This window comes from Streptococcus oralis (assembly GCF_024399415.1).
GTDB classification, from domain to species: Bacteria; Bacillota; Bacilli; order Lactobacillales; family Streptococcaceae; genus Streptococcus; species Streptococcus oralis_CS.
The window spans coordinates 822,064-838,486 of sequence record NZ_CP029257.1 but is presented as its reverse complement, the minus strand read 5'-3'; the positions used below and the strand labels follow the sequence as shown (position 1 = coordinate 838,486).

Here is a 16,423-nt window from a genome sequence, read left to right as displayed (position 1 = left end):
TGTTGCAAGTATGGATTGGTTGGCCACAAGGACCGCATCACTCAGAGAGTGACTCAGACTAATTTAAGTCTGTAAATGAGTATGGAAGTAACTCCCCGACCGTCATCTCGACCGTCGATTGATCTTTAGCGACTAAGGTCACTTTTAGATCTTGTTCAAAAAATTCAACCATGACCTGGCGACAAGCACCACATGGCGAGATGGGTTTTTCAGTTTGTCCGTAGACAATCAACTCTGAAAACTCCCGTTGCCCCTCCGAAACTGCTTTAAAAATAGCAGTACGTTCTCCACAATTAGTCAAAGGATAGCTAGCATTCTCGATGTTCACACCCGTATAAATACTACCATCCTTGGCTACTAAGACAGCTCCGATGGGAAAGTGAGAATAGGGGACATAGGCTTGTTTGCTGGTTTCAATTGCTAGTTCAATCAACTCAGTAGTCGCCATCTGCCAATTCTCCTTTTAAGATTGCTACACCAGCAGATGTTCCGATACGGGTAGCGCCTGCTTCCACAAAAGCGACAGCATCTGCATATGAACGAGCTCCACCAGCCGCCTTAACTCCCATATCTGACCCGACTGTTTCACGCATCAACTGAACATCCTCAATAGTGGCACCACCTGTTGAAAATCCAGTTGATGTTTTGACAAAGTCAGCGCCTGCTTTCTGGGATAATTGGCAGGCCACAACCTTTTCATCATCTGTCAACAAGCAAGCTTCAATAATGACCTTAACCAACTTGTCACCACTTGCTTCTACGACAGCACGGATGTCCGATTCAACTAAATCCAGATTGCCTGATTTGAGGGCACCAACATTGATAACCATATCAATCTCATCTGCACCGTTTTGGACAGCTTCTTTTGTTTCAAAAGCTTTCACAGCTGAAGTTGTTGCTCCCAAAGGAAAACCTACTACTGTACAAACCTTTACATCTGAGCCTTCAAGCCCTGTTTTCGCATGTTTAACCCATGTAGGATTAACACAAACGCTGGCAAAGTCATACTCACGCGCTTCAGATAGCAAACGATCAATTTGTTCTTGGCTTGCATCTTGCTTTAAAAGCGTATGATCGATATATTTATTTAATTTCATATTCGGATTCTCCCTAGTTTTATGAGATAATTTCTATAATTTCTCGTAAACTTTGCACTCCATCATTTATTTTAACATATTTTTGAAATTCTGTAACTAGTTCAGAAGAAATTTTTCCATTTGTATAAACTTTTGCAACAATTTCTCCTTTTTGAACGGAGTCTCCAACTTTCTTTTCAAAAACAATCCCTGTTTCATAGTCCAAGTCATCAGACTTGACTGCACGACCAGCTCCTAGTCTCATGGCATAGAGCCCAAATTCCATAGCTGGAAGGGCTGAAATAACACCTGTATCTTGAGCTGGAATTTCCAGCACATGGGCAACTTTGACTGGGCGATAGAGATCTTCTAAATCGCCACCTTGTGCTGCTACCATTTCTTCAAACTTAGCCAGTGCTTGGCCATTTTCCAGGTGTTGACGGATTTCCTCGATCGTTTTCTCAATATCAGCCAACCCAAGCATAATCTGAGCTAGCTCGCAGATAAAGTGACTAATATCTTCTCGGCCTTTCCCTTGTAAAATCTCCAATGCCTCAAGGATTTCGAGACGATTGCCAATGGCTCTTCCCAAGGGCTGACTCATATCGGTAATGACTGCTACTGTTTTTCGACCAACAGCCTTACCAAGATCCACCATGGTTTGAGCCAATTCACGCGCCTCATCAACCGTCTTCATGAAGGCACCCTCACCGACCGTTACGTCTAGCAAAATGGCATCCGCTCCTGCAGCAATTTTCTTGCTCATAACAGAACTAGCAATCAAAGGAATCGTGTCGACAGTTGCTGTCACATCACGGAGGGCATAGAGAAGTTTGTCTGCTTTAACCAGTTGATTGGACTGCCCAATGACAGATACACCAATGTCCTGTACCTGACGAATGAAATCTTCTTGACTTCGCTCAACTTGATATCCCTTAATAGACTCCAATTTATCAATTGTTCCACCAGTATGGCCGAGACCTCGACCACTCATCTTAGCAACAGGCACGCCGAAACTCGCAACAAGAGGAGCCAAGATTAAGGTCACCTTATCACCTACACCACCAGTCGAATGCTTATCAACTTTAACCCCCTCAATAGCTGACAAATCAAACTCCTGACCTGTCTTGACCATATTCATCGTCAGATCAGAAATCTCACGTGTGGTCATTCCTTTAAAATAAACAGCCATAGCAAAAGCAGACATTTGATAGTCTGGAACAGTTCCAGCCACATAGCCTTCTACCAACCATTTGATTTCATTTGAAGTCAGTTCTTGACCATCTCGTTTCTTTTGGATTAAATCAACTGCTCTCATTCTTTCACACTTCTAAGGATATAATATCCCTTATCTTTCTTTACGATTTCACAATTTCCAAAAACTTCTTCCATCTTACTTTTAGCACTTGGAGCCCCTTGTTTCTTTTGAATAACAATGGTTAAATCTCCTCTGTCTTTCAAGAAATCTCTGCTCTTTTCGATAATCTCATGAACAACCTGTTTGCCCGCTCGAATCGGCGGATTGGAAATAACATGGTCAAACTTCCCTTCAACTTGTTCATAGATATTGGATTGGAAAATCGTCGCTTCAATTTTATTTCGTTCAGCATTTTGTCGCGCTAGGTCCAAGGCACGATTATTGATATCGACCATGGTCGCCTGAACTCCATAAGCCTTGGCCAATGACAAGCCCAATGGCCCATAACCACAACCCACATCAAGGACCGTCTCTCCTTCATTTACCTCTAGACACTTGAGCAAGAGCTGACTCCCAAAGTCAACCATTTTCTTGCTAAAAACACCCGCATCCGTCAAAAAGGTCATGTTTTCTCCCAACAACTCCACTCTCAACTCATGAATGTCGTGAGCAGCATCAGGATTTTCTGCATAATACATTTTACTCATAAAACTATTTTACCATAATTTGGCTTGAATTGTAAATCGTTTACAAAGTGATGATCAAATGAAAAAGACTGAAGAATCCTAGTCAAAAGACCTTTTCTTCAATCTCTTTCAATTATCAGAAATACATTACAATCTATCAGGAACTACAAATTATCATAGTCAGGAAAAAACAGTTCGTCTGCAATCGGGCGCATTTTTATTACTATTTCTTAACCTTAAAATACTTTATTATCAACAAGATTCCCAATATGATGTTTAGATAAAAACCCAACTGATAAGTTTGTGTCAAGATTTCCAAACTTGTCCAAAGTCGTATCAAATCTTCTAGTGACATACGGAATAGATATCCTTCTGTAGCAATCCACAAAATCAAAAATAGATAACTACCAGCAGCAAGCCATTTCGTCCACCGTTTTTTTAGTAGCCAAGCAACCAAGAGTGAACAGATAAAGATAACTGTTACAAGGAGATGATCCATTAAGAAGGTAAAACCGTAATAGGTTTCTACAAAGCGTCTACCATTATCCGCATTCGCTCCCCTTATAAAAGGTAAGGCAAAACTTAAAATAAAACAGAGTTCCAATATATAACGTTTTAAGATTTTCATGACACACCTCCTATAAGTTGTGAACCAAAAAGCCCACTTTCAATAACTGATAAGTCTTCAGAAACCATTCCCTATCTCATCATTAAATTATTTAACCTCCATCTACCTCTATTATACGATATTGACTTACTACCATCAAGAAACCGCTTTATTTTTTTAGCTTTTTATGGTATGATAAACAAAATATCTAGGGGAAAACAAATGACCAACGAATTTTTACATTTTGAAAAAATCAGTCGCCAGACTTGGCAATCTTTACATCGAAAGACAACACCACCTTTGACAGAAGAGGAACTAGAATCCATCAAGAGTTTCAATGACCAGATTAGTCTGCAGGACGTAACAGACGTCTATCTTCCCCTAGTCCATCTTATCCATATTTACAAGCGCACTAAGGATGATTTGGCATTTTCAAAAGGAATTTTTCTCCAACGTGAAAGCAAATCGCAGCCTTTTATCATTGGGGTTTCTGGTAGTGTTGCTGTGGGGAAATCGACTACTAGTCGCTTACTTCAGATTCTTTTATCACGTACTCTCCCGGATGCTACTGTAGAATTGGTGACAACTGACGGTTTTCTCTATCCCAATCAAACCTTGATGGACCAAGATATCTTAAATCGCAAAGGTTTTCCTGAAAGTTATGATATGGAAACCTTGCTGAATTTTCTTGACCGCCTAAAGAATGGGCAAGATGTCGATATTCCTGTCTATTCTCATGAAGTGTATGACATCGTTCCTGGAGAGAAACAACGTGTCAAAGCTGCTGATTTTGTCATTGTAGAGGGGATTAATGTCTTTCAAAATCCTCAAAATGAGCGTCTTTACATCACTGATTTCTTTGATTTCTCCATCTATGTGGATGCTGCTGTCGAGGATATTGAAAGCTGGTATCTGGATCGTTTCTTAAAACTACTCAGCTTTGCCCAAAATGATCCCAACAGCTACTACCACCGTTTTACGCAAATGCCAATTGGAGAAGTTGAAGCCTTTGCACATCAGGTTTGGACTAGTATTAATCTCACAAATCTACAAAACTATATCGAACCGACAAGGAATCGCGCCGAGGTCATTCTCCACAAGACTAAAAACCATGAAATCGATGAAATTTACCTAAAAAAATAATTTCCCCTTGTCAAAACATAAGTTTTCAGATATAATAGTATAGTTAGTAAATATGGAGGTAAGAACATTGGCAAACATTAAATCAGCTATCAAACGCGCTGAATTGAACGTTAAACAAAACGAAAAAAACTCAGCTCAAAAATCAGCTATGCGTACTGCTATCAAAACTTTCGAAGCAAACCCTTCTGAAGAACTTTTCCGTGCTGCTAGCTCAGCTATCGACAAAGCAGAAACTAAAGGTTTGATTCATAAAAACAAAGCAAGCCGCGATAAAGCTCGTCTTTCAGCTAAACTTGCTAAATAAGAAACAGTCCATAGAGGCTGTTTTTTTGTCCTCTAATCAGAAAAGGTAGAAAATGAAAATCGCAATCATAGGATATTCTGGAGCCGGCAAGTCAACTCTAGCTGAAACGTTATCAAACTACTACTCTATCCCCAAACTGCATATGGACACACTCCAATTTCAACCTGGTTGGCAAGACAGTGACCGTGATTGGATGAAAGCCGAGATGAAAAACTTTCTCACAAAACATGAAACTTGGATCATCGACGGCAACTACTCTTGGTGCTGCTATGAAGAAAGGATGCAGGAAGCTGACCAAATCATCTTTCTCAATTTTTCACCATGGACTTGTCTCTTTCGAGCCTTTAAACGGTATCTCACTTACCGAGGCAAGGTCCGAGAAAGTATGGCTGCAGGTTGTCCTGAACGCTTTGACTGGGCGTTTATCCGATGGATTCTCTGGGATGGGCGGACAAAGAATGCTAAAGAACGCTATCAACTGGTTCAAGAAACCTATCCAGAGAAAGTAATTGTCCTCCGGTCGCAAAAGGAGATGGACCACTTCTTAGAAAATCTCGCAAACAACAAGAAAAACCAACGTGTCTAACGTTGGTTTTTTGCTTTTACCCAATCACACTTCCGTTTGGTACAGCTGGATCAACTGTGAGAAGAGTTAATTTGCCATCATGTTCAGCTGAGAGAATCATCCCTTGACTGACATATTTTTTCATCATTTTACGTGGTTTGAGGTTGGCAACGATTTGGACCTTCTTGCCGACCAATTCTTGTTCGTTTGGATAGTATTTGGCAATTCCTGATAGGATTTGACGGTCTTCGCCATCACCTGCATCGAGGCGGAATTGGAGCAACTTGTCAGAACCTTCCACTTTAGAAACTTCTTTGACTTCTGCGACACGGATCTCGACCTTATCAAAGTCTTCAAACTTGATTTCATCCTTGTTGAGTTTGAGTTCAACTTCATCTGGATTCCATTCTTTTTCGACAGCTGGTTTGTTGCTTTCCATTTGCTCTTTGATATAGGCAATCTCTTCTTCCATGTCGAGGCGTGGGAAGATTGGTGTTCCTTTGGCAACAACAGTCACATCTGCAGGGAAATCTGCCAAGCTCAAGTTTTCTAGGCTAGAAACTTCTGCTAGACCAAGTTGTGCCAATACAGCGCGACTAGTTCCCATCATAAATGGCTCAATCATGTGAGCTACGACACGAAGGCTGGCTGCCAAGTGGCTCATGACACTTGCCAATTGGTCACGGTGCTCTTCATCCTTAGCCAAGACCCATGGGGCTGTCTCATCGATGTATTTGTTGGTACGTGAGATAAGAGTCCAGACTGCTTCAAGGGCACGTGGGTAGTCAACTGCTTCCATGTGTATATGGTAGTCAGAGATAGATTGCTCTGCTACTTGAGCAAGAGCATTATCAAATTCAGTCACACCCTCTACATAGGCAGGAATTTGTCCATCAAAGTACTTGTTAATCATGGAAACTGTTCGGTTAAGGAGGTTTCCAAGGTCATTTGCTAATTCATAGTTGATACGGCCGACGTAGTCTTCTGGAGTGAAGGTTCCATCTGAACCGACTGGAAGGCTACGCATGAGGTAGTAACGAAGTGGATCCAGTCCATAACGTTCTACTAGCATTTCAGGGTAAACGACATTCCCTTTAGACTTAGACATCTTGCCGTCTTTCATGACGAACCAACCGTGGGCAATCAAGCGGTCAGGCAATTTCATATCCAACATCATGAGAAGGATTGGCCAGTAGATGGAGTGGAAACGAAGAATATCTTTTCCAACCATGTGGAAGACCGTTCCATTCCAGAATTTATCATAGTTAGCATGATCGTCTTGACCGTAATCAAGAGCAGTCGCATAGTTAAGAAGGGCATCAATCCAAACGTAGACAACGTGTTTGGGATTTGATGGGACTGGAACACCCCAGGTAAAGGTTGTACGAGAAACTGCTAAGTCTTCCAAACCTGGCTCGATGAAGTTACGCAACATTTCATTGAGACGACCATCTGGAGTGATGAAATCAGGGTGAGATTTGAAAAATTCTACCAAACGATCTTGGTATTTGCTGAGGCGAAGGAAGTAAGATTCTTCAGAAACCCATTCCACTTCGTGACCTGATGGAGCGATACCGCCCGTCACATTTCCAGCTTCATCACGGAAAACTTCCGCAAGCTGGCTTTCTGTAAAGAATTCCTCATCTGATACTGAATACCAACCAGAATATTCGCCCAAGTAGATATCATCTTGAGCAAGCAAGCGTTCAAAGACCTGAGCTACAACTTTTTCATGGTAATCATCAGTTGTACGGATAAATTTATCATATGAGATATCGAGTAATTTCCAGAGTTCTTTGACGCCAACTGCCATGCCATCAACATAGGCTTGTGGTGTGATGCCAGCTTCTTCCGCTTTTTGTTGGATCTTTTGACCATGCTCATCAAGACCTGTCAGATAAAAGACATCGTAGCCCATGAGGCGTTTGTAGCGAGCTAGGACATCACAAGCGATGGTTGTGTAGGCAGAACCGATATGAAGTTTACCAGATGGATAGTAAATCGGTGTTGTAATATAAAAATTCTTTTCAGACATAATTTTTCCTTTCCAGGCAAATGAAACCTGTTTTTCTAACACTTCATTATATCATATTTTTAGTGATTTTCGATAGGAAAATCCATACAAAAACAAGACAGACAAATGTCCATCTTGTTTTTTTCTGTTCTATATCTTATTCATAACGAAGGGCTTCAATCGGATCAAGCTTAGACGCTTTATTGGCTGGCAAGACTCCGAAAACCATCCCAACACTGGCTGACACAGCCAAGCTAAAGAGAGCGATTGGGAGGGAAACCCCAACTTCAATACCTGCAATCATGTTTTGAAGCAGTACTCCAGCTAACATGGTCATTCCAGCAGCAATCCCAAGACCGATGACACCACCTAGCAAGGTCAAGATCATAGACTCAATCAAAAACTGTACCAAGATATTAGCCCGTGTAGCTCCAAGCGCCTTACGTAGACCAATCTCACGCGTGCGTTCTGTAACCGAAACTAGCATGATATTCATAACACCAGTTCCCCCGACAAAGAGAGAGATTCCTGCAATGGCACTGATAATGGTGGTCATAAAACCAAATAGTTGTTGTACCTCTTGGAAGGCGGCAGTTGCATCCGCAACTTGGTACTCCCCTTGTTGAAGACCTGCAATCTCGGTCAGTTTTCGAGCCAACTCTGGTCCCAAGGTCTGCGTTAGACTAGTATCATTGACACGAAAGACGATATTCGAGATTTCATCAGTATTAAAATTGGCTGCGAGAGAGATATTGGTCGTAATTGGAAGACCACCAATCCCAAAGGCTTTAGCAGTTTTAGCTTCATTGCTAGTATAAACGCCAATCACACGGTAACTAAATTCATTGACAGAGATGACTTGATTAACCGCAGCTTCTGGACTATCAAACAAACTCTTGGCTAATTCTTCATCCAACAAAATCACACTGGCAAATTCCTTGTAGTCTTGCGGTCTTAGACTTCTACCCGCAACGATTTCATTTTCAACTGCGTTCATGTAGGTACTATTTCCGCCTGTCAGAGTCGCGCGTTCAACCTTCTTATCCTTATAAGATAGGGTGACGTTGGTCGAGTTGGTGACATAGTAACTGTCTACTCCTTTAAGTTTAGCAGCTTCCTTGACCCAGGATTCTAGTGGTTTTGGTGGTTCAACATGAACATCCTCTTCTTTCCCGCTGACTGTCAAAGCGGATTGTTTCTGCGTGAAGGAACCGTCCTTGCTTTTAATAGGAGAGAAAAAGACATGGATATCCTTCTGTGATTTGGTCATATTTTTATTGACCTGACGAGACATGGAGTCTCCCAGAGCCATGATGACAACGACAGACGAAACTCCGATGATAATCCCAATCATGGTGAGGAAGGAACGCATCTTGTGAGCCATGATGGATGAAAAGGCAAATTTCAGATTCTGCATCTTAGTTTTCCTCCTTTTCTAGGGCACTGTCTGATGAGATAACACCATCACGAATGACAATTTGGCGTTTGGCATAGGCAGCAATCTCAGGCTCATGCGTGACCATGATAATGGTTTTCCCTTCCTTGTTTAACTCCACCAACAACTGCATGATTTGGTTTCCCGTCTTGGTATCCAAGGCTCCTGTGGGTTCGTCTGCTAGGATGATAGAGGGATTGTTTACCAAGGCACGCGCAATCGCTACACGTTGCTTTTGACCACCTGATAACTCCGACGGCAAATGATGACTGCGCTCCGTCAGCTCAACCTTTTCCAGAAATTCCTCAGCCAATTTCCGACGTTTTGAAGCCGAAACACCAGCGTAAATCAAGGGCAATTCGACGTTTTGAAGTGCATTGAGCTTGGACAAGAGAAAGAACTGCTGAAAGACAAATCCGATTTGCTGGTTACGAACCTTGGCCAGTTGTTTCTCTCCAAGACCTGCAACTTCTTGCCCTTCAAGGTAGTACTCTCCACTGGTTGGTGTATCCAACATTCCGATGGTATTCATCAACGTAGACTTACCAGAACCAGATGGTCCCATAATAGCAACAAAGTCACCTTCATGAACTTCTAGATTGATATTTTTAAGGACCTGCAGTTCTTGGTCACCATTTCGATAACTCCTGCAGATATTTTTGAGACTAATTAGTTTCTTCATCAGCCTTCACCTCTTTTCCTTCTTCCAAGGAAGATGTTGGATTACTGATGACCTTGGCACCGTCTGTCAAACCTGAAGTAATTTCTTGGTTGTCTGCGTCCGCATTCCCCAAAGTAACTTCTACCTTCTTCGCTTTTTTCTGGTCGTCAACGATCCAGACATAGTTTTTGTCATTTTCGGTAACAACACTTGTCAGAGGAACAAGGATGGCTTTACTCTTGTTTTTGACTTCCACACTGACAGAGAAGCCTTGCTTCAACTCACCGATATCGCTGGTCACATCAACAGTATAAGGGTACTTAGATCCAGTATTTCCTCCAAGGGCTGCATTTGCTGCTTCTCCGTTGTTTTTAGGATAATCAGAAATATAGCTGATTTTTCCTGTCCAGCTCTTATCTTGGTAAACCTTCGAAGTAAAGGTAACTTCTTGCCCAACAGAAAGGTTAGCAAGGTTGTATTCAGACAACTCCCCTTTGACCTGCAAGTTTTCATTACTTACGACATGTACTACCACTTGGCTATTACCTGTTGGCGATTTGGAAACATTACGATTAACTTCAACTACAGTCCCTTCTAGTGTACTGAGGACTGTTGCAGCATCTAGCTGAGCTTGAGCCTTGTTGAGCTGAGCCACAGCATCTGCACGGTTATCCTTGGCATCACTGATTTGAGAATCAATAGAGGATACGGAAGAAGTTGCTGCTTGCGCTTGTTCTGGGAGTCCAGCTTCTGTTGGAACTTGTGGAGAAGCTGGTGCAGCTGATGCATTCTCACGAGCTTTGTTTAACTCCTCGATATGACGGTCTGCCTTTGCAACTGCACGATCGGCTGCATCATAGGCAGCTTGAGCATCTGCACTGCTGTATTTCACCAAAGCTTGCCCTTCTTCTACCTTGTCCCCAACCGAAACAAGAATTTCATCTAAATCTCCCTTACTAGCATCAAAATAAACGTATTGTTCATTTTTTGCTGTAACCGTACCTGACAAGAGAACCGATGAAGCAACGGAACCTTCCTTAGCAGTAACGATATGAGAGGTTTCATCCTTGACTGCTGACTGGGAAGGTTGTCTAAAAATCATAATCGCCGCAGCACCGATAACAATAGCACTGGCAACACCAATCGCTGTATATAATTGCCATTTTTTTGCCTTTTTATTTCTTTTCATTTTCAAGCTCCTTTATTCTTTTGCCTTACAAAAACCATTATATCAGAAACACCAAGCCCAAACAATAACAGTTCAGATGGAAACAATGACAATTCAGAATCATTATTTCGTTCGGCATTCGTTTATTGGGTTATTGTTCTAGAAATAGAATACAATATCTTTTGGAATTTGGCAAGCGTTTTTATAATTTTTTTACCGTAGCAGATTTTTGCATTCAAAAAATAAAAACGATAGAATATGACTATCAAAGCTATAAGGAGTTTTCTATGAGAGAATATGATATCATCGCCATTGGTGGAGGGAGCGGTGGCATCGCCACTATGAACCGAGCTGGTGAACACGGCGCTAAAGCAGCTGTTATCGAAGAAAAAAAATTAGGCGGAACTTGTGTCAATGTCGGCTGTGTTCCTAAAAAAATCATGTGGTATGGAGCACAAATCGCTGAAAGCTTCCACCACTACGGTCCTGACTATGGGTTTACGAGTTCAAATGTTCAATTTGATTTCGCAAAACTTCGTCAAAATCGTGAAGCCTATATCGATCGCGCTCGTTCATCTTATGATGGAAGTTTCAAACGCAACGGAGTTGATTTGATTGAGGGGCGTGCTCATTTTGTTGATTCCCACACTGTCAGTGTTAATGGTGAATTGATTCGTGCCAAGCATATCGTGATTGCGACTGGTGCTCGTCCAAGCATCCCAACTATCCCTGGAGCTGAACTCGGTGGCAGCTCAGACGATGTCTTTGCTTGGGAGCAGCTTCCTGAATCCGTTGCGATTCTTGGAGCTGGTTATATCGCCGTTGAATTAGCAGGTGTTCTCCACGCACTAGGAGTAAAAACCGATTTGTTTGTCCGTCGCGATCGTCCCTTGCGTGGTTTTGACAGCTACATCGTTGAAGGACTTGTCAATGAAATGGAAAAAACAGGTCTACCTTTGCACACACATAAGGTACCCGTCAAGCTCGAAGAAACGGAGCAAGGTATTACCATTCATTTCGAAGACGGTTCTAGTCACACTGCCAGCCAAGTTATCTGGGCTACCGGTCGCCGTCCAAATGTAGACGGTCTGGAGTTAGAAAAGGCTGGCGTCACACTCAACCAACGTGGATTTATCCAAGTAGATGAATATCAAAATACAGTTGTAGATGGCATCTATGCTCTTGGAGATGTTACTGGTGAGAAAGAACTGACCCCGGTAGCCATCAAGGCAGGACGTACCTTATCTGAACGCCTCTTCAACGGGAAAACAAATGCCAAGATGGACTACACGACTATCCCTACTGTTGTTTTCTCCCACCCAGCAATCGGAACAGTCGGTTTAACTGAAGATCAAGCTATCAAAGAATACGGCCAAGATAACATCAAAGTCTACAAGTCAAGCTTTGCATCAATGTACTCAGCCGTTACAAGCCATCGTCAAGAATCTCGCTTCAAACTCATCACCGCCGGTGCTGACGAAAAAGTTGTTGGACTTCACGGACTTGGTTACGGAGTGGATGAGATGATTCAAGGATTCGCTGTTGCTATTAAGATGGGAGCAACCAAGGCGGACTTTGATGCTACAGTAGCTATCCACCCAACCGCTTCAGAAGAATTTGTGACCATGCGCTAATTATCGCAAGAGACCTCTTGAGGTCTCTTTTTACTTGCAAAATCGGCCGTTACAAAATTGTTACCTTGTTTTTAAAAATAGGTTGACTTTTCTTTCTGAATTAGTATAATAGTTACTATAATTTTGAAAAGAGGTTAACAGTTTTGAAAAAAGCTCATATCTATGCCATTCCTGCTATCGGCGCTGCTCTCATCGCTGTATTGGCACAAATCAGTCTCCCTATCGGTCCTGTCCCTTTCACTCTGCAAAACTTTGCGATCGGTCTGATTGCTACTGTTTTTAGACCTAGGGAAGCTGTTTTATCTGTAGCTCTCTATCTCCTGCTGGGTGCTATTGGTCTACCTGTCTTTGCAGGGGGTGGTGCAGGATTTCACGTTTTAATCGGCCCAAGTGCAGGTTATCTTTGGTTCGACCTTGTCTATGCTGGACTTACATCTTATCTCATCCATCAAAATAGTGGCTACATTCGCATTTTCCTAGCCAACCTCTTGGGTGACTCCCTCGTCTTTGCCGGAGGCATTCTCAGCCTCCACTTCCTTGCTGGGATGCCATTTGATCAGGCACTTGCAGTTGGTGTCCTTCCCTTTATCCTCCCTGATCTTGGTAAGATTATTGCCATTAGTTTCATTAGTCGTCCCCTACTCAAACGATTGAAAAGCCTTCCATATTTTTCAAGATAAAAGAATAGTCTAGAACCATTGTTCTGGACTATTTCCTTTCTAAGAATCAACTGTACACTATTTAGATACTTGACTATTCTTATACCAGTATGAATATTAATCGTTTTATTCTTCAAATTATAGCTATTCAAAATATGCAAAGTAGAAAAGTATTCTAATTGATTCAAACCGAATAAGCTTCTATTGATTTTGGATGCTTAGCAATTGTATACTTTTCAGAAAACGCATTTTCAATGATTGAGCTATATTTTATAAATCATTTATGATACAATAGAGCCACCTAAAAGATTCAGAAAATTTAATGTTCATTGATTGTTTATATTAACTTGAACATTCTGATTTTTCTTCATTCAAAAATAACTGTAAATAATTATAAGTAGAAAGGTAATTCTATGGCAAAGAATACTCGTGAGCTAATCATTGGGGCTCTCATCACACTAGCTAAGAAAAATCCTCAGCGTAGTTCCTTTACAATGACTGAAATTGCTGCTGAAGCTGGTATTTCACGACAAGCGATTTATCAAAAGCATTTTAACAACTTTGAAGATATTATTGAATACATTCACGAAGAGACCAATCAGCACATTTTTAACGTCTTTAATAAGTACTGCCCTAGCAATGATGGAGATCCTATCAGCTTTTTAGCAGACCATATACTTCCTCTCATATACGAAAAAAGGGAAGTTGTTAACACCTTGTATACCACACAAGTCGACCCATGTTGGAAGGAATTTCTGCGTGGAACATACTCAGAGTGGGTACTAAAGAATGTCAATTACCAACTGAAATATAATTTTAATAAAGAGGACATCGCTTATATCATTACAACCATGGCAATCTCTTTCATTGAAATCTGGATTCGTAAAGATAATCCAATTCCACCTGAAGAGTATAGAGAGACTTTCATTCAATTGTCTAAGACTTCTCTCTGTGACTATATTGTGTCCTAAAAAAAGAATCTTGAGTTGCACTCAAGATTCTTTTTATTGTCCCCCTTTAAAGGCATCGACCATTACCTGAAATTCTTCATTGGAAAGCGTGATTCCTTTGCCCATTTTAGTATGGTCAGGACTCCAAGAACGAATATCAAACTTTGCTGGTGCTCCATTAAAGCTAACGCGATTTAGTTCTTTTGTCCATCCTTTGTCATTTTCAGACAAGGTGAGCAAGTGTTCTTCGATCTCAAATGTAAATTCTGCCATTTTAACTCCTTTATGTGATATGCTTTCTATAGTCTATTCGTAAAAATCTTGTGGTTTTTAGGAAAATTTTATATAATGTGGATATATAAGAAGGGAGGATTCTATGAGACAGACATTCAAACTAGTTCTAGATAAACTACATGGTTTTCTCAATGGGAATGATGATCATCCTCAAATCGAGGACAACTCCCTCACTACTATGATTGAACAAGCCATCCAGAAAAAGTCGGCTATTCATGTCATACTTGCTGAGACAAGTTTTACGGGTGATATTGTCAAACACGATGCTAACCGCCAACAAATCATCGTCAAAAATTTTTCAAAAAACGTGACCCGAATCATTCGTATCAGTGATATTAAACGACTTCGTTTTGTTCCCTCAACTGTACAAAAAGCTCAGAAAAGTCTATTTAAGAAAGAGTGAGATGTTCTTTGCATCCCACTCTTTTTCTTAACGGATTTGTTCAAAATGAAGGTGAACTGCGATATGGTCGCCATAACCACTTCTCTCCAAATCACGTTGCAAGCGATAAGAGATATAGTGTTCTGCAATGGTAATGTAGCCAGCTCCAAGTAAGCGGTGCTCTACCATTGATTGGATCATGCTGATAGTCGCACGTTCTACTTTTGCTTCTTCCAAGTCCAAAACGACTTTCTTAGTAACTTGCGCTAGGTTTTGACGTAGGTCATCAGTCAAAACATAAACTGTTTGAGCTGCTTTTAGGACAGCTTGGTAAATTTTATCTGGATCAAATTCAGCAATTTCTCCATTACGTTTGATTACTTGCATAAGGTTCTCCTTTATTCTTTGTTTTCTTTGATTTCAGCCAGCATCTTTTCTTCTTCGGCTGTCAGTTGATAGTTTTCTAGCAGGTCAGGTCTGCGCTCGTAGGTTTTCTTTAGACTCTCATATAGTCGCCACTGGCGAATCTTTTCATGGTGCCCACTCATGAGCACATCTGGCACGACCATGCCTCGATAGTCATAAGGGCGAGTATACTGAGGATATTCGAGAAGTCCCGAAGAGAAGCTATCATCCTGGTGACTAGACTCCTTACCAATCACTTCTGGAATCAAGCGCACGGTCGCATCAATCATGGTCATGGCCGCCAATTCTCCTCCAGTCAAAACATAGTCTCCTAGGGAAATTTCATCGGTTACCAAGGTCTTGATACGCTCGTCATACCCTTCATAGTGACCACAGATAAAGATCAGTTCCTCTTCCTGAGCCAAATCCTCAGCGTAAGCTTGATCGAACTGTTTCCCAGCAGGATCAAGAAGAATGACACGGGGATTTTTCTTTTCAATAGCATCAAAGGCATCGAAAATGGGTTGAGCCCTTAGCAACATCCCCTGACCGCCTCCGTAGGGCTCATCGTCAACATGACGGGCTTTTTCAGCGTATTCTCTGAAATTATGATACTGGATATCCAAGAGCCCTTTTTCTCGAGCCCTTCCAACAATCGAGTGCTCTAGCGGAGAAAACATCTCTGGAAAGAGGGTTAAAATATCAATCTTCATCATCTAACCCTTCTAAGATTTCCACTTGAACCCGCTTGTTTGGAATATCAACATTGAGAACTACTGGCGGAATGTAAGGTAAAAGCAAATCTCGCTTACCTTTTCGCTTTACCACCCAGACATCATTGGCTCCTGGTTGCAGAATTTCCTTGATGGTTCCAACCAAGTTATCTCCCTCGTAAACATCCAAACCGATAATCTCGTGATAATAGAATTCTCCATCATCTAGATCGTTCAAATCTTCCTCGGCGACCTTGAGACTATAACCCTTGTACTTTTCAATCGCATTGATATGGTACATGTCTTTGAATTTGATAATGTCAAAGTTCTTATGCTTACGGTGACTTGCGATGGTCACTGTTTGGACAAACTGGTCTTTATCATCAAATAAAGCCAGCTCTGCCCCTTTTTTAAACCGTTCCTCAGCAAAATCCGTCACAGACAAGACTCGCATCTCACCTTGTAGACCCTGCGTATTAACGATTTTCCCAACATTAAAGTAGTTCATCTTGTCTCCTGTACTCTCCTT

At 41.5% G+C, this 16,423-nt stretch carries 20 protein-coding genes; 7 read left to right on the top strand and 13 right to left on the bottom strand.

Features of this window, described 5'->3' with window-relative positions:
- Positions 1-58 precede the first annotated feature (58 nt).
- The 5 genes from DG474_RS04125 to DG474_RS04105 all read right to left on the bottom strand — a co-directional run bounded on the left by DG474_RS04125 (position 59) and on the right by DG474_RS04105 (position 3,588).
- Positions 59-448, bottom strand: a complete 390-nt coding sequence (locus tag DG474_RS04125; RefSeq protein WP_049519639.1) for a cytidine deaminase — start codon at positions 446-448, stop codon at positions 59-61.
- Positions 435-1,097, bottom strand: a complete 663-nt coding sequence (deoC, locus tag DG474_RS04120; RefSeq protein ID WP_255778875.1) for a deoxyribose-phosphate aldolase — start codon at positions 1,095-1,097, stop codon at positions 435-437. The genes DG474_RS04125 and deoC overlap by 14 nt, the downstream gene beginning before the upstream one ends.
- 19 nt (positions 1,098-1,116) lie before the next feature.
- The gene (locus DG474_RS04115; protein WP_227945799.1) at positions 1,117-2,394 is read right to left on the bottom strand and encodes a pyrimidine-nucleoside phosphorylase; all 1,278 of its coding nucleotides are present in this window, start codon (positions 2,392-2,394) and stop codon (positions 1,117-1,119) included.
- Positions 2,391-2,981, bottom strand: coding sequence for a class I SAM-dependent methyltransferase (locus DG474_RS04110; protein ID WP_255778874.1), 591 nt, complete (start codon positions 2,979-2,981; stop codon positions 2,391-2,393). Before DG474_RS04110 ends, DG474_RS04115 begins: the two co-directional genes overlap by 4 nt.
- A 202-nt stretch (positions 2,982-3,183) precedes the next feature.
- Positions 3,184-3,588 (bottom strand): hypothetical protein, encoded by a 405-nt coding sequence (locus DG474_RS04105; protein WP_216734078.1) that lies wholly within the window; start codon positions 3,586-3,588, stop codon positions 3,184-3,186.
- 201 nt (positions 3,589-3,789) lie between these two features.
- Here DG474_RS04105 and coaA point away from each other — a divergent pair, with 201 nt between their 5' ends.
- From coaA to DG474_RS04090, 3 genes are all read left to right on the top strand, one after another.
- Positions 3,790-4,710 (top strand): type I pantothenate kinase, encoded by a 921-nt coding sequence (gene coaA / locus DG474_RS04100; RefSeq protein ID WP_000180523.1) that lies wholly within the window; start codon positions 3,790-3,792, stop codon positions 4,708-4,710.
- Positions 4,711-4,777: 67 nt separating this feature from the next.
- On the top strand, positions 4,778-5,014 hold the full coding sequence (gene rpsT / locus DG474_RS04095) for a 30S ribosomal protein S20 (RefSeq protein ID WP_001274010.1): 237 nt from the start codon (positions 4,778-4,780) through the stop codon (positions 5,012-5,014).
- A gap of 52 nt (positions 5,015-5,066) precedes the next feature.
- Complete coding sequence (locus DG474_RS04090; RefSeq protein ID WP_255778873.1) at positions 5,067-5,600, top strand: DNA topology modulation protein; 534 nt, start codon at positions 5,067-5,069, stop codon at positions 5,598-5,600.
- A 16-nt stretch (positions 5,601-5,616) separates the two neighbouring features.
- On the opposite strand, the gene metG is transcribed toward DG474_RS04090, so the two are convergent.
- The 4 genes from metG to DG474_RS04070 all read right to left on the bottom strand — a co-directional run bounded on the left by metG (position 5,617) and on the right by DG474_RS04070 (position 10,878).
- On the bottom strand, positions 5,617-7,614 hold the full coding sequence (gene metG, locus DG474_RS04085; RefSeq protein ID WP_255778872.1) for a methionine--tRNA ligase: 1,998 nt from the start codon (positions 7,612-7,614) through the stop codon (positions 5,617-5,619).
- Between the two features lie 136 nt (positions 7,615-7,750).
- Positions 7,751-9,010: an ABC transporter permease gene (locus tag DG474_RS04080; RefSeq protein WP_215804752.1), complete on the bottom strand. Its 1,260-nt coding sequence runs from the start codon at positions 9,008-9,010 to the stop codon at positions 7,751-7,753.
- Between the two features lies 1 nt (position 9,011).
- Positions 9,012-9,710: an ABC transporter ATP-binding protein gene (locus DG474_RS04075; RefSeq protein WP_000733785.1), complete on the bottom strand. Its 699-nt coding sequence runs from the start codon at positions 9,708-9,710 to the stop codon at positions 9,012-9,014.
- A complete protein-coding gene (locus tag DG474_RS04070) occupies positions 9,694-10,878 on the bottom strand; it encodes an efflux RND transporter periplasmic adaptor subunit (protein ID WP_217970835.1) in 1,185 nt (394 codons plus the stop codon). The genes DG474_RS04075 and DG474_RS04070 overlap by 17 nt, the downstream gene beginning before the upstream one ends.
- Positions 10,879-11,144: 266 nt before the next feature.
- Between DG474_RS04070 and gor the strand changes: the two genes are divergently transcribed.
- The 3 genes from gor (at position 11,145) to DG474_RS04055 (ending at position 14,121) form a co-directional block, all read left to right on the top strand.
- On the top strand, positions 11,145-12,491 hold the full coding sequence (gor, locus tag DG474_RS04065; protein ID WP_084881760.1) for a glutathione-disulfide reductase: 1,347 nt from the start codon (positions 11,145-11,147) through the stop codon (positions 12,489-12,491).
- Positions 12,492-12,634: 143 nt separating this feature from the next.
- A complete protein-coding gene (locus DG474_RS04060; protein WP_045617334.1) occupies positions 12,635-13,171 on the top strand; it encodes a biotin transporter BioY in 537 nt (178 codons plus the stop codon).
- A gap of 392 nt (positions 13,172-13,563) precedes the next feature.
- Positions 13,564-14,121: a TetR/AcrR family transcriptional regulator gene (locus DG474_RS04055; protein ID WP_255778870.1), complete on the top strand. Its 558-nt coding sequence runs from the start codon at positions 13,564-13,566 to the stop codon at positions 14,119-14,121.
- A 33-nt stretch (positions 14,122-14,154) separates the two neighbouring features.
- Here the strand turns inward: DG474_RS04055 and DG474_RS04050 are convergent, their stop codons facing one another.
- Positions 14,155-14,373, bottom strand: a complete 219-nt coding sequence (locus tag DG474_RS04050; RefSeq protein WP_000807419.1) for a YdbC family protein — start codon at positions 14,371-14,373, stop codon at positions 14,155-14,157.
- Between the two features lie 103 nt (positions 14,374-14,476).
- On the opposite strand from DG474_RS04050, the gene DG474_RS04045 reads away from it, so the two are divergent.
- Complete coding sequence (locus DG474_RS04045; RefSeq protein WP_255778869.1) at positions 14,477-14,797, top strand: eukaryotic translation initiation factor 4 gamma; 321 nt, start codon at positions 14,477-14,479, stop codon at positions 14,795-14,797.
- A 27-nt stretch (positions 14,798-14,824) separates the two neighbouring features.
- On the opposite strand, the gene DG474_RS04040 is transcribed toward DG474_RS04045, so the two are convergent.
- From DG474_RS04040 to rimM, 3 genes are read right to left on the bottom strand one after another with little or no spacing between them, the layout of a single operon-like run.
- Positions 14,825-15,163, bottom strand: coding sequence for an ATP cone domain-containing protein (locus DG474_RS04040; RefSeq protein ID WP_001196045.1), 339 nt, complete (start codon positions 15,161-15,163; stop codon positions 14,825-14,827).
- Positions 15,164-15,174: 11 nt separating this feature from the next.
- On the bottom strand, positions 15,175-15,894 hold the full coding sequence (trmD, locus tag DG474_RS04035; protein ID WP_255778959.1) for a tRNA (guanosine(37)-N1)-methyltransferase TrmD: 720 nt from the start codon (positions 15,892-15,894) through the stop codon (positions 15,175-15,177).
- The gene (gene rimM, locus DG474_RS04030; protein ID WP_255778868.1) at positions 15,884-16,402 is read right to left on the bottom strand and encodes a ribosome maturation factor RimM; all 519 of its coding nucleotides are present in this window, start codon (positions 16,400-16,402) and stop codon (positions 15,884-15,886) included. The genes trmD and rimM overlap by 11 nt, the downstream gene beginning before the upstream one ends.
- Positions 16,403-16,423: the final 21 nt, after the last annotated feature.